21 protein-coding genes are annotated in these 25,372 nt (G+C 42.1%); 18 read left to right on the plus strand and 3 right to left on the minus strand.

Annotated features, from left to right (window positions below; translation table 11 throughout):
• Positions 1-97 precede the first annotated feature (97 nt).
• Positions 98-463, minus strand: coding sequence for an arsenate reductase (glutaredoxin) (gene arsC / locus N5852_RS01590; protein ID WP_262098626.1), 366 nt, complete (start codon positions 461-463; stop codon positions 98-100).
• A 669-nt stretch (positions 464-1,132) separates the two neighbouring features.
• Here arsC and trxB point away from each other — a divergent pair.
• The 6 genes from trxB (at position 1,133) to N5852_RS01620 (ending at position 8,020) form a co-directional block, all read left to right on the plus strand.
• A complete protein-coding gene (gene trxB / locus N5852_RS01595) occupies positions 1,133-2,086 on the plus strand; it encodes a thioredoxin-disulfide reductase (protein ID WP_262098627.1) in 954 nt (317 codons plus the stop codon).
• 224 nt (positions 2,087-2,310) lie between these two features.
• On the plus strand, positions 2,311-3,216 hold the full coding sequence (locus N5852_RS01600; protein WP_262099655.1) for a LysR family transcriptional regulator: 906 nt from the start codon (positions 2,311-2,313) through the stop codon (positions 3,214-3,216).
• A 518-nt stretch (positions 3,217-3,734) separates the two neighbouring features.
• Positions 3,735-4,616, plus strand: a complete 882-nt coding sequence (locus tag N5852_RS01605; RefSeq protein WP_262098628.1) for a DUF4167 domain-containing protein — start codon at positions 3,735-3,737, stop codon at positions 4,614-4,616.
• Between the two features lie 770 nt (positions 4,617-5,386).
• Complete coding sequence (locus N5852_RS01610; protein ID WP_262098629.1) at positions 5,387-6,208, plus strand: RNA ligase family protein; 822 nt, start codon at positions 5,387-5,389, stop codon at positions 6,206-6,208.
• Positions 6,208-7,329 carry an AAA family ATPase gene (locus tag N5852_RS01615; RefSeq protein ID WP_262098630.1) on the plus strand — a complete coding sequence of 374 codons (1,122 nt, stop codon included), beginning with the start codon at positions 6,208-6,210 and terminating at the stop codon, positions 7,327-7,329. Before N5852_RS01610 ends, N5852_RS01615 begins: the two co-directional genes overlap by 1 nt.
• 103 nt (positions 7,330-7,432) lie before the next feature.
• A complete protein-coding gene (locus tag N5852_RS01620) occupies positions 7,433-8,020 on the plus strand; it encodes a HutD/Ves family protein (RefSeq protein ID WP_262098631.1) in 588 nt (195 codons plus the stop codon).
• Between the two features lie 16 nt (positions 8,021-8,036).
• On the opposite strand, the gene pcaQ is transcribed toward N5852_RS01620, so the two are convergent.
• A complete protein-coding gene (gene pcaQ / locus N5852_RS01625) occupies positions 8,037-8,960 on the minus strand; it encodes a pca operon transcription factor PcaQ (RefSeq protein ID WP_262098632.1) in 924 nt (307 codons plus the stop codon).
• Between the two features lie 104 nt (positions 8,961-9,064).
• On the opposite strand from pcaQ, the gene pcaD reads away from it, so the two are divergent.
• From pcaD to N5852_RS01675, 10 genes are all read left to right on the plus strand, one after another.
• The gene (gene pcaD / locus N5852_RS01630) at positions 9,065-9,874 is read left to right on the plus strand and encodes a 3-oxoadipate enol-lactonase (RefSeq protein ID WP_262098633.1); all 810 of its coding nucleotides are present in this window, start codon (positions 9,065-9,067) and stop codon (positions 9,872-9,874) included.
• Entirely contained in the window at positions 9,867-10,268 is a 402-nt protein-coding gene (pcaC, locus tag N5852_RS01635; protein WP_262098634.1) for a 4-carboxymuconolactone decarboxylase, read from the plus strand. Before pcaD ends, pcaC begins: the two co-directional genes overlap by 8 nt.
• Positions 10,258-10,998: a protocatechuate 3,4-dioxygenase subunit beta gene (gene pcaH / locus N5852_RS01640; RefSeq protein ID WP_182418305.1), complete on the plus strand. Its 741-nt coding sequence runs from the start codon at positions 10,258-10,260 to the stop codon at positions 10,996-10,998. The genes pcaC and pcaH overlap by 11 nt, the downstream gene beginning before the upstream one ends.
• A gap of 1 nt (position 10,999) precedes the next feature.
• The gene (pcaG, locus tag N5852_RS01645) at positions 11,000-11,626 is read left to right on the plus strand and encodes a protocatechuate 3,4-dioxygenase subunit alpha (RefSeq protein ID WP_262098635.1); all 627 of its coding nucleotides are present in this window, start codon (positions 11,000-11,002) and stop codon (positions 11,624-11,626) included.
• Positions 11,627-11,768: 142 nt separating this feature from the next.
• Positions 11,769-12,569: a shikimate dehydrogenase family protein gene (locus N5852_RS01650; RefSeq protein ID WP_262098636.1), complete on the plus strand. Its 801-nt coding sequence runs from the start codon at positions 11,769-11,771 to the stop codon at positions 12,567-12,569.
• A gap of 36 nt (positions 12,570-12,605) precedes the next feature.
• Positions 12,606-13,430, plus strand: coding sequence for a sugar phosphate isomerase/epimerase family protein (locus tag N5852_RS01655; protein ID WP_262098637.1), 825 nt, complete (start codon positions 12,606-12,608; stop codon positions 13,428-13,430).
• A gap of 33 nt (positions 13,431-13,463) precedes the next feature.
• A complete protein-coding gene (locus tag N5852_RS01660) occupies positions 13,464-14,501 on the plus strand; it encodes a Gfo/Idh/MocA family protein (RefSeq protein WP_262098638.1) in 1,038 nt (345 codons plus the stop codon).
• A gap of 143 nt (positions 14,502-14,644) precedes the next feature.
• A complete protein-coding gene (locus N5852_RS01665) occupies positions 14,645-16,381 on the plus strand; it encodes an FAD-dependent oxidoreductase (RefSeq protein ID WP_262098639.1) in 1,737 nt (578 codons plus the stop codon).
• A gap of 13 nt (positions 16,382-16,394) precedes the next feature.
• A complete protein-coding gene (locus N5852_RS01670; RefSeq protein ID WP_262098640.1) occupies positions 16,395-18,119 on the plus strand; it encodes an FAD-binding protein in 1,725 nt (574 codons plus the stop codon).
• A gap of 90 nt (positions 18,120-18,209) precedes the next feature.
• On the plus strand, positions 18,210-18,827 hold the full coding sequence (locus tag N5852_RS01675) for an NIPSNAP family protein (protein WP_262098641.1): 618 nt from the start codon (positions 18,210-18,212) through the stop codon (positions 18,825-18,827).
• Between the two features lie 82 nt (positions 18,828-18,909).
• Here N5852_RS01675 and N5852_RS01680 read toward each other — a convergent pair whose 3' ends face one another.
• Positions 18,910-20,943, minus strand: a complete 2,034-nt coding sequence (locus tag N5852_RS01680) for a TonB-dependent receptor, heme/hemoglobin family (protein WP_262098642.1) — start codon at positions 20,941-20,943, stop codon at positions 18,910-18,912.
• Positions 20,944-21,297: 354 nt separating this feature from the next.
• On the opposite strand from N5852_RS01680, the gene N5852_RS01685 reads away from it, so the two are divergent.
• Both N5852_RS01685 and N5852_RS01690 read left to right on the plus strand, forming a co-directional pair.
• Positions 21,298-22,266, plus strand: a complete 969-nt coding sequence (locus N5852_RS01685) for an arsenic resistance protein (RefSeq protein ID WP_262098643.1) — start codon at positions 21,298-21,300, stop codon at positions 22,264-22,266.
• Between the two features lie 151 nt (positions 22,267-22,417).
• Positions 22,418-25,363 (plus strand): autotransporter outer membrane beta-barrel domain-containing protein, encoded by a 2,946-nt coding sequence (locus tag N5852_RS01690; RefSeq protein ID WP_262098644.1) that lies wholly within the window; start codon positions 22,418-22,420, stop codon positions 25,361-25,363.
• The last annotated feature ends 9 nt before the right edge of the window (positions 25,364-25,372 follow it).

A 25,372-nucleotide genomic window follows, 5' to 3' on the forward strand; every position in this document is an offset into this window, starting at 1 on the left:
CATTCAAATAGGCTATTTTCAATGCTTCTCATTTCCTTCAGTCTATATTTGCAGTCATATAAATCTCGTGCAATCATTTAACTTTGCACTAGATCTTTCAATCTTGAACCAATAATTCATTAACACTTGTTGCCGGCCGGCATAATTTAACACCGTTTGGCGATACGACAATAGGTCGATTGATAAGCTCTGGATGCTGATGCATGAGCGCAGAGATCTGCTCGTCATTAAGGGTGAGGTCATCAAGACCAAATTTATTATAGGCTTCTTCCTTTGTGCGGATAAAATCACGCAACTCTATATCGGAGCGTTTAGCCAATAAATTAAGCATTAATGCTGTTGGCGGTGTTTTAAGATATTCAATGATGTGAGGCTCAATGCCGTTTGCTCTGATCATATCAAGTACATCACGCGAAGTGCTGCAGCGCGGATTATGATAAATGATAACATCAAAAGCTTGCATATATAATCCTAATTAACTGATAGCAGCGAATTTTAGTTTATTGGCAAAATTAGTTTATGGGCATAAAATGCTATTAAAACTTGGTATGTTGCACTTTCTGTCAAAATTAATTCTACAATAAACTCGCCTTTATCAAAGATTGTTGCATCTGTTTTTGAATGCCAATAATTGGTTTTCAAAAAATTTGGTTTTTTTTAATTTACTAAAGCAAATATGTGTCTTCGATAAATTGTATAAAACCAGACTACATTAATCACAAAGTTTTTCAAATAGAAATTGTCAGTTACAACATTATTTTAAAAAAAAATTATAACAATTTTATTACAATCAAACAATTTCATTACAATCATATGTGTCTTGGATGTAAGACTTTACTCTTTTGCCAATACAGCTTGATTTATCTAGGGTGGAAGTCGCGCTCATCAATATATGAAAATGCATAAATACGAATTTAAGGTTTTTTTATTTTTCGATTATTTTTGGCTAGCAAAATAGGATCAATGTTTCTACTGGCTTTTGATATCAGCAATGTCAATCAATTGAACTGTGTTTAAGCTATATCAAAATAGGGTGGCGGCTTGCAAATTAGTCTATATTTACCTAATCTTATTATATGTTACATCTGGTTTTTGTAAAAAACTTTTATCCTAATGCCAAGAAAGAAAAGCTATGTCAGAGCGTCATACACCTGTTTTAATTATTGGATCAGGCCCTGCCGGTTATACTGCAGCCATCTATGCGGCACGTGCAATGCTAAAGCCAATTATGATTACTGGTCTGCAACAGGGTGGACAGCTTACCATTACCAGCGATGTGGAAAATTATCCAGGCTTTGCCGATCCAATACAAGGGCCGTGGTTAATGGAGCAAATGGCAAAACAGGCCGAGCATGTTGGGGCAGAAATAATATTTGACCTTGTCAGCCATATTGATCTTTCGAAGCGTCCTTTCAAAGCAACGACCGATTCCGGTAAAGTTTTTTTTGCTGATACTGTTATCATTGCAACAGGTGCACAAGCGCGCTGGTTAGGCCTTGCCAGCGAACAAACCTTTATGGGTGGCGGGGTATCAGCTTGCGCCACATGTGATGGTTTCTTTTATCGTGGCAAGGATGTTGTTGTCGTTGGTGGTGGTAATACGGCGGTTGAAGAAGCACTTTATCTTTCTCATATTGCTAAAAAGGTAACTGTTATTCATCGCCGTGATAGCTTCCGTGCTGAAAAAATCATGCAAGACCGTCTTATTGCTCGTGAAAATGTAGAGATTATCTGGAATCATACAGTAGAGGAAATTGTCGGAACTGAACCAAAGGGGCCGATTGGTGCGACCGTGAATGGTGTTCGCTTACGCGATGTTACAACGGGGATTGAGCAACAGCTTGGTACAGATGGCGTATTTATTGCTATTGGTCATGCACCTGCGGTGGCATTGTTTGAAGGGCAGTTACAACAAAAAGAAGGCGGTTATTTATGGACGCAGCCAGATTCTACCGCGACTAATATTGCCGGCGTTTTTGCGGCTGGTGATGTGGCTGATGATGTCTATCGTCAAGCGGTAACTGCGGCAGGACGCGGTTGCATGGCGGCACTTGAGGCAGAGCGTTTCCTTGACCAAAATACTTAAATTTAAAAAAACATAACCAAGATAGTTAGAGTAGATTTGGTTTGCTGCCCATTGAGTTAATTGCTTTAATTTCAAGTTAATATTTGTGCATCATAAACACGCCTTATTACCTTGCCATATTAAGGACAATGAATACAGTAAGTATAAATGTGGCACATTATAAGTTAGATTTTTATCAATTTCATTATTGATAAAAATCTATGCATTGGGAAGAGGAAGCAGTTGTGGCGGCACCACTTGATTGGGATAAATTACGTATTTTTCATGCCGCAGCAGAGGCGGGTTCTTTTACGCATGCGGCGCAAACCTTGCATCTTTCCCAATCGGCGATTTCACGCCAGGTTGGCTCGTTGGAGCAGGATGTTGGTGTGCCTCTTTTTCAGCGCCACGCCAGAGGACTTATCCTCACCGAGCAAGGTGAAACGCTTTATAGAACCGCCCATGACGTTTTGATGAAGCTTGAAAATGTGCGTTCAAAACTGATAGAGAGTAAAGAGCGTCCCAGCGGACACCTACGTGTAACCACCACATTTGGTATGGGGTCTGGTTGGTTAGTTGAACGCATGCCAGAATTTTTAAGTCTTTATCCCGATATTCAGTTGCAATTGCTGCTTGACGACGAGGAATTGGATCTCACCATGCGGCATGCCGATTGTGCGGTACGTTTACGCCAACCGCAACAGCCTGATTTGATCCAAAAGCGTTTGTTTACCGTGCATATGCATGTCTATGCATCTGCCGCCTATATTGCAGAACATGGTCGGCCAACGGCACTTGAAGATCTTGATAATCATCGGATAATTTCTTTTGGTGAACCCATTCCATCATATTTGGCGGGTTTAAACTGGCTAGAAATTGCAGGACGCAATGGCGAATCGCCGCGCACGCCTACTTTGCAAATCAATAATATTATCTCTGTTAAACGGGCAGTTATGCGCCACATTGGTATTGCAGTTTTGCCTGATTACATTGTCACCAGTGACGATCAATTGGTAAGGCTTTTTCCCGATTTAACTGATATTCCATCATTTGATACATTTTTCTGTTATCCTGAAGCATTACGTAGTTCCGCTAAGCTAAATGCATTTAGGGATTTTATTTTTTCCAAAGCGCGCAATTGGTCTTATTGAGGCGCATAAGATTGGTGTCTCAATTGGTTAAATGGAAAAAAGTAGTAGAATCATTTGTTGTATTTTTGCAACTTCAATAAAAAAATAAAGATTTTGCGTTTACCTTTGAGAAATATTCTTTATAAGAAAAATAGAAATGTTTTATTTTCTATATTTCACCTAATTAGAGACTTTTTAGATTAATTTTAAAAAATAGCTTGATTTATTGAAAATTTTGTGGAGAATATCGGATATTAAAAACTAAATGGTTTTTAACTTTGAAAAAAGCTTGGCAATTGCGCCAATGATGGTTAACTATCCAAAACAACATGATAGAAAAGTGAAGTGATTTGTGTTTTAAACACAATATCCGCTATCGTGGTTTGGTTCTTCAGCATAATATTCGCTTAAGAGGCAAATTTCACCGCTATTATTGACGTTATAAATGTCAATATTAAAGTGGTTTTTTCAGTGAATTACAACACTGGCACAAGATCTCTATACAAGACAAGATCGCTATAACCAAAAAAGAGTAGATTATGAGGCCACAACAAAATAGGCGTATGCGCGGACGTAGCAATAATAACAACAATAATAATAACAATAATCGCAGAGGCCCAAATCCATTAACAAGAAACTACGAAAGTAGTGGGCCAGATGTCAAAATTCGTGGAAATGCCCAGCATATTGCTGATAAATATTTGACATTGTCACGGGATGCGCAATCATCGGGCGATAGGGTTATGGCTGAAAACTATTTGCAGCATGCTGAACATTATATGCGCATTATTTTGTCTGCCCAAGGGCATATCCAGCAAAGTTCTAATCGTGAAGAGCATAATGATGACAATTTTGAATTGGTGAGCGCTGATACAAATGAAGTTGTCGAAAACGAGCCAGCTGGAACAGGTCCACAACCTATTGTTGATCATGATCCTGAAGTGGCTTCATTTGATACAGGAACTGCGGAACATAATGGCAAAGCGCGCGATCGCTCTTATAATGGCCGCAACAGCAATGGTTTGCGCCGTAATCCACGGCAACCTCGTAATCCCCGCAATAGTGAACGTAATTATGAGCGCGATAGCTCAAACCAAAATAGATCAATAGCGGCTGATGTAAACAATAATGCACAAGAAGAAGTTGCCTCAATTGCTTCAGCATCTGTTGTTCCAGCATCGCGTAATGATCAAAAGAATGAAATCGAGGTTAAGGCAGCGGAGCCGAAAGTTGTTGCTGTTGAAACTGCAGCACCTAGTGTTGACGCAAAAGAAAAGCCAGCTAGTAAGCCACGGGCAACTCGCACTCGCGCAGCTAAAGTGATTGACACCGATAGCGCTAATGCTGATGAAGTCGTGGTAGAAAAGCCGCGCCGTAAGCGCCGCACGACCAAAGCTGAAGTTGAACAAACAGAAGCTTGAGTTTTTAAAATAACAAAATAAAATTTTAAAATTTCATTAGATATTGGGTTGATTTTAAAGGGGATGCATGGTTTTACTTGCTTCCCCTTTTTGTATTTTCTGCACTTAATAAGTGCTTATCTTGCAACTATTCCGATATTAGAGCGCATTTCGATCTGATTGGATCAGATATGCGCTCTAATCCATTGTTTACACCGCGTTTTTTGTCGGAAAACCGCTTTATTGTATTGATGTATAATTATCACTTACTCGATTTATCTTAAGGTATATTAAAATACATTTGTTTATCATAATTGTAATTATATGAAAGCTATGGTAACCGTTTCGTATCAAAGGAACGGAATAATGTAATAGATAGTTTTTTGCCGCATAATTAATAATAAAGAAAAGAAATCACCTTTGATTTCTCAATCAATTATTGTTGGCACATTTCTCACAAAATATGAATATTGGTTGTCAAAGAATGTGATCTTTGTCAGGAGCCGATTTGCTTGGGTTTTATGCAATTATGCATGAGGCAATGGTAAATCATGTCTTTGGTAAAAGTCACTTTATTGAAGACAGATTGGCTCCGCCAAATATTAGGGCGATTAAGCTCTTGTCATAATGCTTGGCAAGGATTGGTTTATTGCGTCTTTATGCGCAGAACTAATGATGCTTTTGCTTGTCTTTACAATAGTTTTCTTTGGGCAACTCTTAGAGCATTTTTAACTAAGGCCGTTTTCACGCTTTTGGTTGGAAATATTCTGTGTTTAAAAGAGTTATCTATTATGTCTCATTTATTCAATTCTATCCGCAAATATCCCTCGACACCGCATCTTGATGGATCAGGCTTGCAAAAAGGTGATAAACAAGCGGATATTATACCATTTTCAGCGCTTTTGGGGCGCAATGTGGTTTATGAAGAAAAACTGGATGGTGCTAATACGGGCTTTGGTTTTCATGATGATGCAACGCTTTTTGGTCAAAGCCGTGGGCATTATCTAGATTTAGCACGGCGCGCTGGTCGTGAACGGCATTTCAACCGCTTCAAGGATTTATTGCTTGCACTAGAAGACGCGCTTTTTGATCGTTTGGCTAACCGTTATATTGTCTATGGTGAATGGCTTTTTGCAGGTCATACTTTGTATTATGACTGTTTGCCGCATTATTTTCATGAATTTGATGTGTTTGATACGCAAAACCAAGTCTTTCTTGATACGCCCTCGCGCCATCAATTATTACTGGATTTGCCATTTTGCCATGTGCCGGTTTTATATCAAGGGCCAGCTCTAAGTCTTGATCATCTTAAAAGCTTTATCCAGCCATCGCTTTATCGCAGTTTAAATTGGCGAGACCATTTGGCTGCAACCCTAAAACGCGAGGGGCTCGATGAGGCACGCAATATGTCGCGTTTTGAAGCCAGTGAATTGTCAGAAGGTATTTACGGCAAGGTGGAAGAAAATGGCATTGTCACCATGCGCTTTAAGTTTGTGCGGCCAAATTTTGTGCAAACGATCATTGACAATAATAGCCATTGGCATTCGCGTCCGATTGTACCAAACGGCCTCATTAAGAATGATGCACTTTATCAAATGAAAGGAGATGAGTGATGAAATCTTGGCTTAAAAGCATTTTCGATGGCGATATCCAATTAGCAAAAGCCATATTTCCTTTTGCTGATCTTCTTGCCAATTGCCCTCATGATCCAGTCTATCATGGTGAAGGCGATGTTTGGATTCATACGCAAATGGTGGTTGATTGTATGATTAATCATCACGGTTTTCAAAGTAGCGATAAAGAGCAACAAATTATTTTGCTGCTTGCTGCTTTTTTGCATGACCTTGCTAAACCGCGCACAACGGTTGAATTGTGGGATCCGATTGAAAAACGTATCCGCATTAGTCAGCCGGGGCATGCTCTTAAAGGCGCGCATCGGGTGCTTGATCTTTTATGGCATAATGGTGTTGCTTGGCCAATTATTGAAAAGGTCTATTGGTTGATTGCTTGGCATCAAAAGCCTTTCCATATTTGGAAAAGTGATAGGATGAAGCGTCAAGCTATTGAGTTTTCATGGATTTATGATTGGCGGCCGCTGCTTATTTTGGCAGAGGCTGATAATCTTGGTCGCATTTCACCGCAGGTCCAACAAACCGCATTTAAGCTTGAACTTTTGCGGCAATTTTTGAACGAAGAATCCATGCTTAATGCGCCATATTCTTTTGCCAATGATGAAAGTCGGATTTCATATTTTGAAAAGCCTGACCGCTATGAGGACTATCAGGAATATGAAAAGCCAACGGCAACAGCCCATATATTAAGTGGTTTGCCGGGGGCAGGCAAAGACACCTATATTGGCAAGCATTTGCAAGAATTACCGGTGCTATCGCTTGATGCGATCAGGGAGGAAATGGGAATTCTTTCAACGAAAAATCAAGGGAGAGTGGTGCAAGCAGCGCTCGAGCAAGCAAGGGAATATTTGCGGAGTGAACAAAGCTTTGTTTGGAATGCTGTTCATATTAGCGAGCTTAATCGCGGCCGCGCCATCAAGCTTTGCCGCGACTATGGTTTCCGTGTTGAAATTCATGGGCTTGTGACCAATAGTGTTCAGCTTTATAGCCAAAACAAAAAGCGTGAAGCTAGGGTGCCAGAAAACATCATTGCTGGTCTTGCTGCCAAATGGGAGCCGGCAACATTGCTTGAGGCGCATCATGTCCATTGGATCATTACCTGATTGACCAGAATAGCCGAGTGTTTTTGAACAAATGCTCGGCTATTTAATTGAGTTTTGCAGCAAATATTATATGCTTGTTAAAAATCTTATTATTGGGTGTCAAATGAAGCACATTAAAGCAAGTGACTATAAAGTAATGCCATGGAAAAATGGCGGAGGTGAAACCCGTGAAGTGGCATTCGGCAATAGTGAAAAAAGTACCCAACAAGCTCCAGATTGGCGGGTGAGCATTGCTACCATTTCAAAGTCTGGTCCATTTTCCACCTTTCCAGATATTGACCGTACAATTGCTTTAATAAAAGGCGATGATGTTGTTTTAACCATTAATGACATGGATAATAACACGGGTAAAATCGTCCTTAATCAAAATGGCGATTGTTATTCATTTATAGGTGAAGCCAAGGTTTATGCAGAGGTGAGCGGCGGCGCATCGACTGATCTTAATATCATGACCAATCGTCATTATTTCCAGCATCATATGCAGCGTTTAAACCAGCCTTTACCGCCACTTAATGCGGCTCAAATTATTAAGATATTTTTGGTTGCAACCGCAGGCACAGACTTAACCATTGGTGAAAAACTGGTAGCTTTAGGCGAGTTGGATACGCTTATTTTTGATGGTGGCGATGTGCTTGATAATTTGCCACAAAATGCCAATGTCATTGCCATATTTGTTATGAACAACGCATAAAATATAGGCTTAAATTTTATTTGCCAAAACTTAATGCAACGCGCCTCACTTCATTCATAAAAAATTCAACGGCAGGGGATATCGTTCCTTCCGCTCGCAAGGTCATGCCAACTGGCCCAAGGGTTGATGAAGTATCAATTGGCAATGCGGCTAATGCACCGCTGGCAATATCTTCTAAAACAACGCCTTCCGATATCACCCAAACTGTATCACTTGCCCGCACATAAGAACGGCTAAATGAGGTTGAAACTGTTTCAGTAATAATGTTAAGGCGCGGCAAATTGGCAATCAAAATCAATTTATCGACGGCAGGGCGAATAATTGATTGCTCGGATGGCATGATGAAATCATATTGGGCAATTTTAGCTATATCGAAAGTTTTAAGGGCTAAAAGTGGGTGATCGGGGCGCACCGCAAAGCATATTTTTTCTGAATAAAGATGCTCGAAGTGTAACCCCATCATTTCTGTTGGTTCCCCCATGCGGCCAAGGACAATATCCACTTTACCCTCGCGCAAATCACGGATAAGGTAGCCATTAGAGCCAGTTACAATCACTGGCTTACCCCCAAGTTTCTTGGTGTTGTAGCGCAAGATTGCTCTTGGCAATAGCCGCGCCGATACGGTTGGTAAAGCACCAATTTTTAAAGGAAGTGCATTGCGTTCTTTAGCTTCTTGTATTTCTTCAATACCTTGATTTAACGCCAGCATCGAATTTTCAATATGAGTTAAAAAACGCTTGCCAATTGGGGTTAGCCGCAAAGTGCGGTGGCTACGATCAAATAATTCGGCATTTAATATGGTTTCCAGCTCTTTAATAGTTTTTGATACGCCGGGCTGGGTAATCGCCAACACATTAGCCGCACCGCTAATACTTTTTTGCCGTGCAACTTCTTGAAATGTTTTTAAATGGCGAAGCCGAATAAGATCACTGGGTAGCATTTTATCACCGGGTTTAAATAACCTATAAGTTATATTTCTTGTATAATTTATCATTTTACATAATCTGTCAATTCATTTAGAACAATTATTAGGAGGACAGACCAATGCAATTTACCATCGCCAATGATATAGTCATGCATTACCAAACTGCTGGTCGTCAAGACGGCGAGCGCCTTGTCTTTATCAATTCGTTGGGAACAGATTTTCGTATTTGGAATGATGTTATTGCAGGTCTTAAAGACGATTATGCTTGTCTTTGCTATGATAAACGCGGGCATGGGCTGACAGATCTTGGTTTAGTTTTGCAAGATGATTGTTACTCGATTGATCTTTTAACGGATGATTTGCATGCTTTGTTGCAAAATATTGGTTGGGATAGCGATATAACGCTTATTGGCCTATCGGTTGGTGGTCTTATTGCTCAAAATTATGCCTATCGTTTTAAGGATAGGGTTAGCCGTTTGGTGCTCATGGATACGGCGGCGAAAATCAGCACTGAGCAATCTTGGAATGAGCGGATCAATACCATAAAGGCGCATGGTATTGCAGCTATTGGCGAACAAATCATGATGCGCTGGTTGACCGATGATTTTAAAAATAATCAGCAAGCTGCCTATCAAGCCTATCGCAATATGTTGGAGCGTACACCAACAAGCGCCTATTGTGCCGCCTGTGCGGCTTTGCGCGATAGCGATTTACGTCAGCAAACTGCAAAATTAGCGCTTCCTACTCTTGTTATTGCTGGCGCACAAGATGGTTCGACACCGCCAGAATTGGTCAAAGAAACTGCACAATCGATTAAGGGGGCGCGGTTTGAACTTATTGACGCATGTGGCCATTTACCGTGCATCGAACAGCCGCAAGCAACAATAAAATTATTAAAAAGTTTTCTTTCGGAGGAAGTCCATGGGTGATAATGAGCATAGTGAACGCTATCAAAATGGTTTGAAAACACGTCGGCTTGTGCTTGGCAATGCTCATGTTGATAAAGCTTTGGCAAGTGCTACACCGTTTGATGACGCTTTTCAAACCTTTATTACTGAAGGCGCATGGGGAAGCCTTTGGTCACGCGATCACTTTTCTAAGCGCGAGCGCTCAATTGTAACGCTTGCCTTGCTTGCTGCTCTTGGCCATGAAGAAGAATTTGCCATGCATGTGCGTGCAACGCGCAATACAGGTGCAAGTCCTGAAGATATTCTTGAAGCTTTAATGCATGTCGCAGTTTATGCCGGTGTTCCTGCCGCCAATAGCGCTATAAAAATCGCTAAAAAAGAATTGCAGGAAGTGGAGGAAAATAATGACAAATAATTTTTTTGAACGGGGTGGAAATTATTTTCAACGCGATAGAGAATGGCACCCAGCCGCCTATACGCCAGATTATAAAACTAGCATCTTACGTTCGCCGCGCAATGCACTTTTATCCTTGCCTGCCACCATATCTGAAATAACTGGCCCAGTTTTTGGTCATGATATTTTGGGGCAATATGATAATGACCTTATTCGCAATTACGCCAAGGATGGCGATCCAATTGGTCAGCGTATTGTTGTTTATGGCCGTATTTTGGATGAAAATGGCAAGCCGCTACCCAATACTTTGCTTGAATTTTGGCAGGCAAATGCTGGCGGACGTTATCGTCATAAAAAAGAAACTTATCTTGCTGCAATTGATCCCAATTTCGGTGGTTGTGGGCGTACCATTACCGATGAAGAGGGACGCTATATGTTTCGCACCATTAAACCTGGTGCTTACCCTTGGCCAAATGGCGTTAATGATTGGCGCCCCGCCCATATTCACTTTTCGCTATTTGGCCATGCCTTTGCTCAACGTCTTATCACCCAAATGTATTTTGAAGGCGATCCGATGATTTGGCAGTGCCCGATTGTTAAGACAATTCCTGATCCTGCGGCTATTGATCGGCTTATTGCAGCTCTTGACCGTAGTGCCACTATTCCAATGGATAGCCTTGCCTATAAGTTTGATATTGTCTTGCGTGGACGACGTTCAACTATGTTTGAAAACCGTATGGAGGGCAATTAAAATGGCACAAGAACTAAACTATTTAAAAGAAAGCCCTTCGCAAACGGTTGGCCCTTATATCCATATTGGTGCAACGCCCAATTATGTTGGTATTCATGGCGTTTATCCTGAAGATTTAGGCAATAAAATGATTAATGCGCACACCAAAGGCGAGCGTATTATTATTGAGGGGCAAGTTTTTGACGGGGGCGGCGAGCTAATCAAAGATGCTTTAATCGAGATTTGGCAAGCTGATGCGGATGGTCTTTATAATTCGGTTAACGAAACGCGTGGCGCAGCTGATAGCAATTTTACTGGTTGGGGACGTCAACCAGCGTCAAGCGACACAGCTTTCTTCCAGTTTGAAACCATCCGCCCAGGTGCGACACCCTATCCCGATGGGCTCAAACAAGCGCCGCATATTACCTTTTGGATTGGTGCGCGCGGTATTAATATGGCGCTCCATACCCGTGCTTATTTTTCCGATATGGTCGAGCAAAATGAGCAGGATCCGCTCTTAAATCGCATTGATGCCAAAAAACGCCGTGAAACATTAATTGCACAAAAATCGATGCGTGATGGCGTGCCTGTTTTTACCTTTAATATTATTGTTCAAGGTGAAGGCGAAACGGTGTTTCTTGATATGTAGATAATTTGCCCTTGCAAATTCTAAGTAACTGTAAATTTTAAGCTTTTTCAAGACTTGAATTATGTAAGGGCAAAAATAACGGGAGATGTGGCCAATCGGCCTTTGGGTTAGGTTTTACCCATATCAAAATTGGGAGGTTTTGATGACAAAATTAGATGGATCAACGCGGCTTTATTTTGTGGTTGGTGATCCAATAGCACAAGTACAAGCACCTGTCGGAGTGACCGCAGCTTTGCAAAATTTGGGGCTTAATGCGGTTTGCGTTCCAACCAATGTTGCAAGCCAAGATATAGCAACATTTTTTAACTCTGCCAAAACGGTTAAAAATCTTGATGGTATTTTAGTCACCATTCCTCATAAAATTTCAGGTTCGCAATTTTGCGACCATTTAAGCGATAGGTCTAAATTTTTACATGCGGTTAATGTTGTGCGTAAAGATGAAAACGGTCTTTCAGGCGATATGGTTGATGGCCTTGGCTATATTGCTGCTTTAAATGCCAAGGGTTGTGAGTTTGTTGGTAAGCGTGTTTTATTATGCGGCTTGGGCGGTGCAGGCAGTGCTATTGCTCATGCCCTTGTTACCAATGGCGTTGGCGAACTTGCAATTTTTGACATGGATGAAAACCGTCAAAATGATAATATCGCACGTTTAAATGCCTTGGGGCTTTGCCGTGTTGTTAAAGGTAGCCGCGATGTGAGCGGTTTTGATGGCGCCATTAATGCAAGCCCAGCTGGCATGCGTGATGATGATCCGCTACCCTTTGATGTAACAACCCTTAGCGCTCATACTTGGGCTGGCGATGTGATTGCAAAACCCGTTGAAACAGCTTGGATTATTGAGGCTAAAAAGCGCGGTTCACCAACTGTGCTTGGTGTTGATATGTTTGCCAAGGTGCGGGATCTTGTCGTCAATTTCCTATTGGCAAAAGATCCAAACGCGTAAATTGAAAATGCATTGCTCATTTAAGGATGCAATAAGATGCCGCATTATTTTTCGCTTGCTTTTCTAACCGTTGGCAATATTTCACCGGTTGAAACTATTAAAATTGCTGCTCAATATGGCTATAAAGCGGTTGGTTTGCGCATGTTACCTGCTGCTCCAACCGAGCCTGCCTATCCATTATTAACCGATAAGCAATTGCTAAATGATACAAAACAAGCATTGCTTGATTATGATATGGCCGTTGGCGATGTCGAAATTATTCGCCTTAAGGACAAAACCAATATTGCTGATTTTAAACCCTTTATCGAACGCGCTTATGAATTGGGTGCAAAAAATATTTTGGTTGCTGGCGATGATTTTGATGTCGCAGGCCTTAGCGATAATTTTGCCGAATTTTGCCAGCTTGCTGCAACCGCCAATCTTACCGCAGACCTTGAATTTATGCCATGGACGGCAGTTAAATCTTTAAACGAGGCTCGTAATATTGTTGAAAAAGCGGGCGAAAAAAATGGCGGAGTGCTGATTGATGCCTTGCATTTTGACCGCAGCACGTCAAGCCTTGATGATGTGGTGGCGCTTCCCCCATCAATGATTCATTATGTGCAATTATGTGATGGGCCTGTGCCTTATGGCAAAAGCGATGAAGAGCTAATTACCATTGCAAGGGGCGCACGGCTTATGCCCGGCGATGGCGGCATTGATCTACCAGCCTTGATGCAGGTTATACCGCAAAATACCCCAATTAGCATCGAAGTTGCCAGCCATGAAATTATTAACGCCTTTGGCGTTGAAAACTGCGCGCGTATGGCGATTGAATCTGCACGCAAAATTTTAGACCTTGCACAGCGAGACTATGTCTAAAACGCGTCTTTGGGAGGCATAAGGGAGAGAGAAATGGGAAGTAAAATTCGCGTTGCAGTTATGGGCGCAGGTCTTATTGGCAAACGCCATGTCACTATTATTGCACAAGATAAAAATGTGGAATTATCGGCAATTATCGATCCTGTTGATGCCGCAAAAGACTATGCGATAAGCCTCAATGTTCCGTGGTATCCTGATATTAAAACCATGCTATTAAGTGACCGTCCCGATGGCATTATTATTGCTACCCCTAATCAATTTCATGTGGCCAATGGGCTTGAAGCAATAGCTGCCAAAATTCCAGTTTTAATGGAAAAGCCAATTGCAGATAATATTGATGAGGGCTTAAAACTGGTTGAAGCGGCAGAAAAAAATAATGTACCGCTTATGGTTGGCCATCACCGCCGCCATAATCCCATGCTGCAAACGGCTAAAAATATTATTGACTCTGGTAAGTTAGGCCAAGTCCTTGCTGCTCACTGCATGTTTTGGATTTTAAAGCCTGATGATTATTTTAATGCACAATGGCGGCAGATAAAAGGGGCAGGGCCAGTTTTTGTCAATATGATCCATGATATTGATTGTTTGCGTTATCTTTTTGGCGATGTCAAAACCGTGCAAGCAGTTGAAACAAAGCAAATTCGTGGTTTTGAAAATGAAGAAAGCTGCGGTGCATTATTGCATTTTAAAAATGGTACTATTGTCACCCTTTCCATTTCTGATGCGATTAGCGCGCCTTGGAGCTGGGAACTTACCGCACGTGAAAATCCTGATTTTCCCCCAACGCAGCAAAATAGCTATTATATTGGTGGCACCCATGGTTCGCTTGCACTGCCAAGCCTTGAATTGTGGAGTTATACCAATGAGCGCACTTGGCTTAAACCAATTGAAAAAAGCGACAATGACCGCCCATTGATTGATCCATTCATTTTGCAATTGGAAAATTTCCGCGAGGTTATTTTGAAAAAAGCGCAACCCTTGGTGTCTGGGCGTGAGGGATTGGAAACTTTGCGGGTTACTTTTGCCGTTAAACAAGCAGCACAAAGCGGCCAAACCATTCATCTTGATTAGAGCACATCTGTTTATTGTTGAAGCGACATCGTGCTTTAAATTCTTCAATTTGACGCATTATCCGGACGCCAATGTTGAACCAACTTTAGCTGGAAATGCTCAGGCTTTTAGTTTTTGCAGATCAGCAGAAAAGAGCAGTTATAATGCAAAACCGTCCTTCTAGCGATATGGAACAGATAGAATGTGACCTACTGGTTATTGGTTCTGGCGCTGGTGGCTTATCAGCAGCAGTTACCGCCGCTTATCACGGACTTGATGTCTTGGTGGTGGAGAAAGACGTTTATTTTGGTGGTACTACGGCTTTTTCTGGTGGTTGGCTATGGATACCACAAACATCGCATGCCAAAAAAGCTGGTATTATTGAGGGGGATGATGCGCCACGGCTTTATTTAAAAAATATTATGGGCAGCCGCTATAATGACGTGATGGTGGATACCTATTTGAAAAAAGCCCCTGAAATGGTGGATTTTTTTGAAACAAAAACTGATGTTGCTTTTAATGGCGGCAATGCCGTTCCTGATTTTCATGGCAAGGTCGATGGCGCAGTCATTGGCGGTCGCTCGGTGGTTGCAGCACCTTTCGATGGACGAAAATTAGGATCTCTCCTTTATAAATTGCGCAAACCCATTCCGCAAATGACGCTTATGGGCATGGCCATCGCATCAGGCGCAGATATGCGGGCATTTTTAACTGCTTTGCGCTCAATATCGTCCTTTAGCCATGTAACAAAGCGGCTTATGCGCCATTTTTATGATTTGGCATTTTATCGTCGTTCAACGCAAATTGTTAATGGCAATGCGCTGGTGGCACGTTTGTTAAAATCGGCCCAGCATTATAATGTCAGGCTTTTATCTGACACTCCAGCTTTATCCTTGATAAAAAATAATGATGATGTTTGTGGCGCAATTATTGCGCAAAATGGTGTCAAAAAACAAGTCTTTGCTAAATATGGCACGGTGCTCGCAACGGGCGGCTTCCCTCACGACCAATTAAGAAAGAAACGGCTTTTTGACCATGTGCAAAATGGCTCGCCCCATGAAAGTGCCGCGCCTTTAAGTGTTGATGGTGATGGCTTAAAAATGGCTGAAAATATTGGAGCCTTGGTTGATGAAACATTGATATCATCAGGGGCTTGGGCGCCAGTGTCCTTAGTCCCTAACCTGCAAGGTGGCTTTAACCGTTTTCCCCATTTGGTGGAGCGTGGTAAGCCAGGGCTTATTGCCGTGCGACAAGACGGAAAACGTTTTGTTGCAGAGGATATATCCTATCATGATTTTATGGTCGGGCTGCTCAATGCAACCCCAAAGGGCGAGCCAGTAAAAGCCTGGCTGATTGCTGACCATAGGTTTATCCGCCGTTACGGGCTTGGTGCGGTCAAGCCTTTTCCTGTGCCTTTTTCTAAATGGCTTAAAAATGGCTATTTAAAACGTGCTAATAGCGTGGCAGAACTTGCCCAAAAATGCGGTATTGATGAAGGTGCTTTACAAGCAACCATTGCCAATTATAACCGCGATGCTAAGCAGGGTATCGATAATGAATTTCACCGTGGCACAACGCCCTATCAATTGGCGCAAGGCGATAAAGATCATTTACCCAATCCATGTATTGCGCCCATAGTGAAAGCTCCATTTTTTGCCGTTGAAATTACCGCTGGCAGTTTGGGAACTTTTGCTGGCCTTATTTGTGACGACAAAGCGCGGGTACTTGATGGTCATGGCGAGCCAATTAATGGGCTATTTGCAGCAGGCAATGATATGAATAGCATTTTTGCCGGAACCTATCCAAGCGGCGGCATAACCCTTGGGCCTGCAATGACTTTTGGTTACATTATTGGTGAAAATGTTGCCGTTGCGCGCAATAAAGTACAAGATAAGGCATAGGGGAGGATTAAACATGTCAGGGAGTAAGCCAAATGCGCCTTTATCTCAAAACACTATTGAGGAAGTAGATGTTTTGATTTTTGGTGCTGGTGCTGGCGGCATGAGTGCAGCGTTAATTGCTAAGCTTGAAGGGCTTGAGGTTTTGCTATGCGAAAAAACCACACAAGTTGGCGGCATTACTGCAACATCAGGCGGTACAACATGGGTACCGGGTACTAGTCTAAGTGTTGCAGCTGGTGTTGCTGATAGCGCCAAAGACGCTGAAAAATTTTTAAAAGCCATTATTGGTAATCGCGGCGGTGAAGCTAAGCGGTTAGCTTTCTTGCGCTCTGGCGCAAGCGCAATTGATGATTTTACCCAAAAGACCGAAGTGCAATTTGTGGCTTCCAAAGCCCATCCTGATTATCTTGATGGTGACGGCGCAGCCTTCGGCGGCAGGGCTTTATCGCCTTTGCCGTTTGATGGCCGCTTGCTTGGCAAGGATTTTGAGCGGGTGCGACCACCGCGCCCTGAATTTATGGGGCTTGGCGGCATGATGGTTGGCCGCGATGAATTGGATATCATCTTAAATCGCTTTAAAAGCCTTGCCAATTTAAAGACAACTTTAAAAATTGTTAGTCGTTATTTTAAAGATCGTTTGCGTTTTTCACGCGGGACTCGCGTATTAATGGGCAATGCGCTGGTTGCACGGCTATTTTTTAGCCTTAAACAGCAAGGCTGCATGCCAGAATTTGAGCATAGTCTTAAAGAACTTATACGAGAAAACAGCCGCATTATTGGTGCTAAAGTCGCAACGCCTAACGGCATACGTATTATTCACGCGCGCAAAGGCGTTGTTTTGGCAACAGGTGGCATTGCTAATAATAAGGAATTGCGCCAATCGCTTTATCCTGAAGGGACAAGGGTGCAGTGCCTTGCGCCTTTAAGCAATAATGGTGATGGTGTTGACAATGCCATTAAAATTGGCGCGCGGCTTGATGATGGTTGTGATAGCCCTGCTTTATGGATGCCATGTTCATTTCATAAAAAGCCAAATGGTGAAATGGCGGTTTGGCCGCATATTATTTTAGATCGCGCTAAGCCTGGGCTTTTGGCTGTAAACCAAAAGGGCGAGCGGTTTGTAAATGAATCCAATAGTTATCATGATTTTTGTATGGGGGCGTTGCAATCCAATAAAATGGTGCCAACCATACCAGCCTATTTGATTGTTGATGATGCCTTTATCCACCAATATGGTTTGGGCCTCGTATTGCCGGGCGGCGTTGGACTTAATCGACTTATCCAATCGGGTTACATCATTAAGGCCGATACATTGGCGGCTTTGGCGCAAAAAATCAATGTCGATCCTCAAGGGCTCATCAATACGGTAAAGCAATATGATGACGATGCATTAACCGGTATCGATCAAGCTTTTGGGCGTGGAAGCAGTGTTATGAACCGCTTTAACGGCGATAAAGATAATAAGCCCAATCCTTGTATGCGCGTTTTGGGTAAAGGGCCATTTTATGCGGTGAGTGTCCGCCCCTATGATCTTGCTAGCAGTGGCGGCATAGATTGCGATGAATTTGGCCGCGTTGTTGATAATGATCAAAAACCGATAGAGGGGCTTTTTGCTTGTGGCAATGATGCAACCTCCATTTTTCGTGGCACCTATCCAGGCCCTGGTACAACCCTTGGGCCAGCAATGGTTTTTGGATGGCGCATTGGCAAATATCTTGCCGGTTCACTTAAAGACTAAAGTCAGTTTTACGGCCGGCTTATCGAGATAAGCCGCTTTAATTTATACAAACCAAAAAGAATTTATATAACCCAAGAAAGGTCAATTATTATGGAACGCTATGAAATTGCAACATTGCAGCTTGCCATGGGGGGCGCTGCCAAGGCCGCCCCAGCTATTGAAGAATTTTGCTCGCAATCGGGGGCAAAGGGCAAGCTTTTAGGGGCTTTTGCCACTGAAGTTGGACCACTAAACCAAGTTATTCTATTGCGTGGTTTTGATAGCGAAGATGATTTTAATAGTGAGCGCCAGCGCACCTTAAATGCCGCCAATCCTTTTGGCGCTTCAGAATGGATGAGCAATTTGGTTTTGGATAGCTACATTCCTTTTCCATTTTTAAAGCCAGTTGAAGCTGGTGAGTTCGGCCCAATTTATGAAATGCGCAGCTATGTCTATAAGCATGGCGGTTTACCGCATATTTTAAAAGCATGGGAAAATGCCGTGCCAGCGCGTGAAAAAATATCGCCCCTCACGATTGCACTTTATAGCATTGATGGCGAGCCAAGGATTACCCATATTTGGCCATTTAAAAATGCGAGTGAGCGTTTTGATTTACGCAGTGAATCGGTCAAGCAAGGTGTTTGGCCTCCAGTTGGTGGGCCACAATGGCTAACGAGCGATATGCGCTCGCTTCTTGCTGTACCGCTTAGTATTTCCCCTTTACGCTAAACTATTTTAAGTACAAAATTTTATGCATGAAAAAAGCAGCCATTATATCAATGGCTGCCTTTTTAAATTTTAAAAAAACCTATTAGAAGCGGAACTGGGTTGAAATGAGGAATGTTCTACCCTGACCGGAATTCGCCGAGCTTAAGAATGGCGTATAAGTTTTGTTAAACAGGTTGTTGACCTTAAAGGATAATTCAATATCTTCTTTGAATTTATAGGTGGTGAAGATATCAACAAGGCCATAGCTGCCATCTGATTTATCAACACCTGTATAGGTTGAAACCTTGCCTGATGATACATATCGATAACGACCACCAACAGTGAGTTTACGCTCGAATAGACGTGCACCACCACCGATTGAAAAGACATTATCTGGCAAATATTGGCTAGCACCAAGGCCAGGTAATATGCCGGGAAGATCGGACTTTGTATGAGTATAGCTTAAATTAGCAAAGGCAAAGCCAGCATCATAAAGGGCTTCAGCTTCAAAACCGCGGACGCGGGACGTACCAGGCACATTATTATACCAAGTTTGGCAGCGACGGTTTGCCAATGGATCACAACCATCACGCCCTTCACTGACGATATAATCTTTAATATCCATGTCATAATAGGCAGCTCTTGCACGGAAGAAATCACCTGCAGTAAAGACATCAGCCTTTTTGACATTTACACCAAGTTCCCATCCCTTTTGCTTTTCTGGCTCAAGATTAGGATTGGCAATAAAGCCAAAGGTTGTGCTGCCTGGATGAATGCCGCCAACCATAGTTTCTTGCAAAGTAGGGCTGCGCATAGATTGTGAATAGGTAACATAAGGTTGTAACCAGTCGGTAACATTAACCGCCAAGGTGATGCGCGGATCAACCGAATTATGCGATTGGTCCACAAGGGAAGTGCCATCTTTTGCATCACCATTCATTTTATAAAAATTATAACGCAAACCAGCAGTTAGATCGACAATCTTATAGGAGAAGGTTGTATCAGAAAAAACGCCGCCACTGCTTGCTGTACCATTACTTGGATTAACGCCAGAATTAGCTCCTTCAATCTTATCGCGGAAATATTCAACGCCATAAAGCCATTTGACGCCAACCTCTCCAAGATTAAAGCGTGATGTATTGGAAACATCAAAGCCAACACCACGATCTTCAATTTCACGGCCGCTAGAGCCTCCCCATACACCGCGTAAATTTTCAAAATATTCCATTTTTAAACGGTTGTAATAAGCATTGACATGCAAATCGACCAAATCATTATCCGCAGGATTATAGGAATAATTGGCGGTTAATGTAGTATTTTTGACATTTTGATTATAGGAATTTGCACCAAAATCATTATTATAGAAAACACCACCAAGATTAAGACGATGATCGGTACCATAGCCAAATTCAGCTTTAACCAAACCGGAAGTTAATTCTTGACCGGTATTGCTTTGACGGTTGCCATCACCATCCTTAAAATCGCGTGAATCACGGCGGCTGATTGCTGCTGCAACACCAGCAATATCATTGCGCACACCGCCAGCAATCATCTCAGAAAAGCCAACGCCATTGCTGCCCCATGATGCCTTACCAAGAACGCCATAATTTTGACCGGGCTTGATAATATCTTCAACGCTTAAAGTGCGCAAGTTAACGCTACCAGCCAAAGCACCGCCGCCAGCACCAACAACGGCACCGCGCTCTACATCAATTTCAGTTAATAGGTTTGAATCAACATAGGAATAGCCAGAAGCATCATGGCCGGTAAAGCGAAAGTTTTGACGCACGCCGTCAATCATGGTGTTAACGCGGCCAGAGCCTTCAAAGCCACGAATATTAATTGCAAGACCGGGCTGGCTAGGATTATCCCAAGTGAAAGTACCTGGAATATCACGGATAACATCCTGTAAATTGCCACTACCATAGCGGTTAATGTCTTCAGCTGTAACAACACTTACGCCAGCTGGTGTCATTGCTCCATTGCTGCCGGTAACCGTTACGGTTTGCAATGTATCACTATTTTCGCCGCTATGACTATCTTGGGCATGGGCAATATTGGCCACCAAAAGGATGACCGAATTGAGTGCTATACCAGCCATTAAAAGATGCTTTTTCATTTTAAAAGCAACGCGCATAAGTATTCTCCAAAAATAGAAAAAAATTTAATTGAACCATTTTTATTAAATGAACAAATGCACCAATCTTAAAAATCGGAATTATCTTTAGAATCGTTCAATTTAAAGGAAGCTAATACTTGCCTTTAAATTTTAATAATAGGATTTAATATTTTAAGATGGTGCAGATATAATATGGCTGGCTATTTTTTAAAATTTTTGCTGGCTTTATACTGTATTATACCTATGTTCTACATAAACAGATTTTTTCTATCAAACATGACTATAATAATCAAGTATTAATTCACGGAAAATTTATCTTAAGTGTGTAATTTGGAATAATTGGAAAATTGGCACCAATAAGGGGGTTTTTGCTTGCAAAAATTTTTAAAATTACAAACGCAATTGGAGCATTGGCAAGCATGGATTTATTTTGCCAGTGTCTTGCTGGCACTTCTTATTGTTTTGGGTAATCCCAATAGCCAAAAATTTACACCTTTTTTTGAAAATCTCATCAATCCAGCCCTTGCTTTCATGCTTTTTGTCACATTTTTGCAAGTACCGCTTGCGGCTCTTGGTGGGGTGTTCAAAGATTTACGCTTTTTATCAGTTTTGCTATTTGGCAATTTTATTGTCATTCCATGCCTTGTTTTTGGTTTAAGTCAAATTTTCCCTTTGGATTTTTTAATGAAGCTTGGCGTTTTAATGGTATTATTATCACCTTGCATCGATTATGTAGTGACTTTCACTCATATGGGTAAAGGAGATGCGCGCGCGCTGCTTGGTGCAACGGCACTTTTATTATTATTGCAAATGATGTTTTTACCGCTTTATTTATCACTTTTTTTGAGTAAAGAAGCAGCAAATTATATCCAAATTGCTCCCTTCATTGATGCATTTTTATGGCTGATCATTATGCCCTTATGTCTTGCAAGTCTTGTGCAGATTTGGGCAAAAAGGCAAAAATTCGGCTTTCGTTTAAAACAGTATTTTGATTGTCTTCCAGTTCCCGCTACAGCCATGGTGCTATTTATTGTCATTTTAGCTATTGCACCGCAACTAGGCTTGGCTGGCAAAGCGCTTTTGACTGTTTTGCCGATTTATATCAGCTTTGCAATTTTGGCGCCAATTCTGGGGTTAGTTCTTGCCAAAATTTGCAATCTAGATAAACCACAAAAACGCAGTATTGCCTTTAGTATGGCAACACGTAATTCTTTGGTGATTATGCCGCTTGCCTTAACAATTCCAAACGCCGTGCCATTATTACCGGCGATTATTGTTACGCAAACCCTCATAGAGTTGCTATGCCAATTGATTTATGTTGAGATAAGCAAACGTCTTTAGTGTGTAAAACATAGGTTATATTTCTTACAAATATCATTATTTACTCATGTTATTTTTCTGACATAAATATGTCATTTATCTGTAACATCGCTACGGCATTAGCACCCTTAATTATTAACTTTGGCAACATTGGATATTGAGGGCAGCTTTAATGCTAAAAACCACACAGAAATTCCTTTCCTATCTTTTATTGAGTTCGGCTTTAGTGACGATTGCAGGGGTGCAAGCACAGGCGCAAACCAATACAAATATCAAAGCGACAGAATTGCTTATGGGTTTTAGTCAGCTAAATTCAACCGAAGCTGGCCGCAATGCCTTACGTGAAAACTTGGAAACAACGTTGCGCATTAATAATCAGGCAACAGCAGCAGAGCGCCAACAGGCAATTTATGATGATACAACCGGCTATCTTGTTGGCTCGCTCTATAATGGTCTTTTAGCAGCAGATGCGTTGGGGCCGCAGCTTGCACAAGTCTATAAGGACAATAATTCGGTCACTGAGCGCTTTCAGGTAACGACTTTTTCCCCAAACTTTTCCAAATATATGAGCGCAATGAGCGCGATTGTTGTTGGCGGCGATTCTGCCGTGGCAAAAAATTATTTTGCCAATGGTAGTTATGATGGTAATCCCGATCATCCGCTAACCGGCATTACAATGCCAAGTGATGGCATATTTAATACCTATGATGTTGCTTATAATCCATTGCCAGAAAATGCCAATAGCGTTGGTGACAGCCGACCACTGCAAGTTGCACCAGATCGGGTTGTGGCTTTTGATGGCGTTAATTATTTTGGCAAGCCAGTTAATACCGCAACTAATATTTTCCCCGGTGTAAGCCATAATGCCGCGTTTCCTAGTGGCCATTCGGCAACTGGTTTTGTGACAACGATGAGCATGGCAATGATGGTGCCAGAGCGTTATAAGGAAATGATGCTGCGCGGTAGTGAATATGGTAATAGTCGTATCGTGCTTGGCGTGCATTATGCGTTTGACGTGATTGGTGCGCGTATTCATACGCTTTATGCTTTGACGCAAGCGCTCAATAATAATCCAGATTATTTAAATAGCGAAGTTCCTGGTATTTTGGGTGGTCGTTTTGCCTTGCCATCAGATTTTAAAGCACTTTTTGATGCTGCCCAGCAAGATTTGCGTAATCTTTTAAATGAAGGTTGTGCTGGTGATCTGACGCTTTGCACCAAAACCACCGATGGTTTTGCCCAATCATTAAAAGATAAGGAAGTTTATCGCTACCGTTTAACTTACGGTTTGCCAACTGTTGGAGCCACCAATCTTGATGCCGTTGTGCCAGAAGGTGCGGAAGTTTTAATTGCCAACCGCTTTCCTTATATGAGCAAGGAACAATTGCGCGAAGTTTTGGCAACAACTGAAATTCAATCAGGCCATGCTTTAGATAATGGCAGTGGTTATGCACGCTTAAACCTTTATGATGCAGCAGATGGTTATGGTGCTTTTAATGGTCTTGTTACCATTAATATGGATAGCACCAAGGGCGGCTTTAATGCCTATGATACATGGGGCAATAATATTGGTGATTATGTTGCGCCATCAACAGGCGTTACAACTCAAGGCTCATTTACTAAAAATGGCACTGGTATGCTTGAGCTCTATGGCGATAATAGCTGGAGCGGCACAACAACTATTAATGGCGGCTCGCTAATCTTTACCGGCAATTCAAATCTTAGTGGTGCAATGATCAATAATAGCACCTTGTCGCTTACTTCAATTAATCGCCCATTGCCGGGGCATCAATTAACCGTTGGTTCTTATCATGGCGGTGCGGGCAGTGTACTTGAAATGGCAACCAGCTTTGGTGGCGATCAATCAGCTACCGATATGTTGCATGTTACCGGAGACACAAGTGGTACAACCGCATTGCGTGTGATGCGCACTGGTGGCGAAGGCGCAGAAACTTTAAATGGCATTAAACTGATTGAAGTTGATGGTGCATCTAATGCACAGTTCACTCTTGCCAATGGTGACTACATCACTCCCGAGGGCAAGCAATCGATCATTCTTGGCATTTATGGCTATTCCCTTTATAATAGTGGCGGTATTACTGGTAATGATGGCAATTGGTATTTGCGCTCGCATTATCAACCTGCTGTGCCAGTCTATGAAACTTATGGCCAAGCCTTGTTAGATTTAAATGCAGTTTCTACCTATCGCGAACGCGCTGGTGGTCGCTATTTCTTTGATCCATATAGTGCTGCCAATAATACAGCCGAGGCAGGCAAAGCTGGCTCACTATTTTGGGGGCGCGTTGAAGGTGGCCATAGAAAATTTGACCCTAGCCGCAGCACCAGCGGTGCCGATCATTCGACCAATATGGTTAAGTTAGAAGCTGGACTTGATCTATTGCTCAGCGAAAATAGCAATGGCAAATTGCTTGGCGGCATTTTTGTTAATTATACCAATGGCTCCACCAAAATTGACGCCAATGTAGGCGATGGCAAGATTAAAACTGACGGCTATGGTTTTGGTGCTAATCTAACTTGGATCGGCGAAAACGGTTTTTATGTCGATGGTCTTGCCAAGATGAATTGGTATAATAGCGACCTTGATTCAAATATTTTACAAGGCTTGCGCTCGGATAATGATGGCACGGGCTATGCATTGTCTATTGAAGCTGGCCGCCGCTTTGGTTTGGATAATGGCTGGATCATTACCCCACAAGCGCAGCTAAGCTGGTCATCGGTTGATTTTGATGATTTCACTGGCCCTTATAATGTACGTGTATCATTGGATAAAGCCGAAAGCTTAACTGCTCGTATTGGTCTTGGTTTTGAACGCGAAACCATCATCAAACAGCAAGATGGCAGCCAGAATAAAAGCAATATTTATGCAATTGCCAATATCTATCAAGATTTCGCCGATGGTGTAAAAGTAAAACTTAATGACAAAGCCTTTGAAAACCGCAATCAACGCACTTGGGGCGGTGTAACTATTGGTGCTAATTATAGCTGGAATGATGATAAATATGCGCTTTTTGGTGAGGGCACAGTTAAAACCAGCTTACAAGATTTTTCAGATAGCTATGCAATAAAGGGCAGCGTCGGATTTAAAGTAAAGTGGTAGTTTTGCACT

The organism is Bartonella sp. HY328 (assembly GCF_025449335.1).
Taxonomy (GTDB): Bacteria; Pseudomonadota; Alphaproteobacteria; order Rhizobiales; family Rhizobiaceae; genus HY038.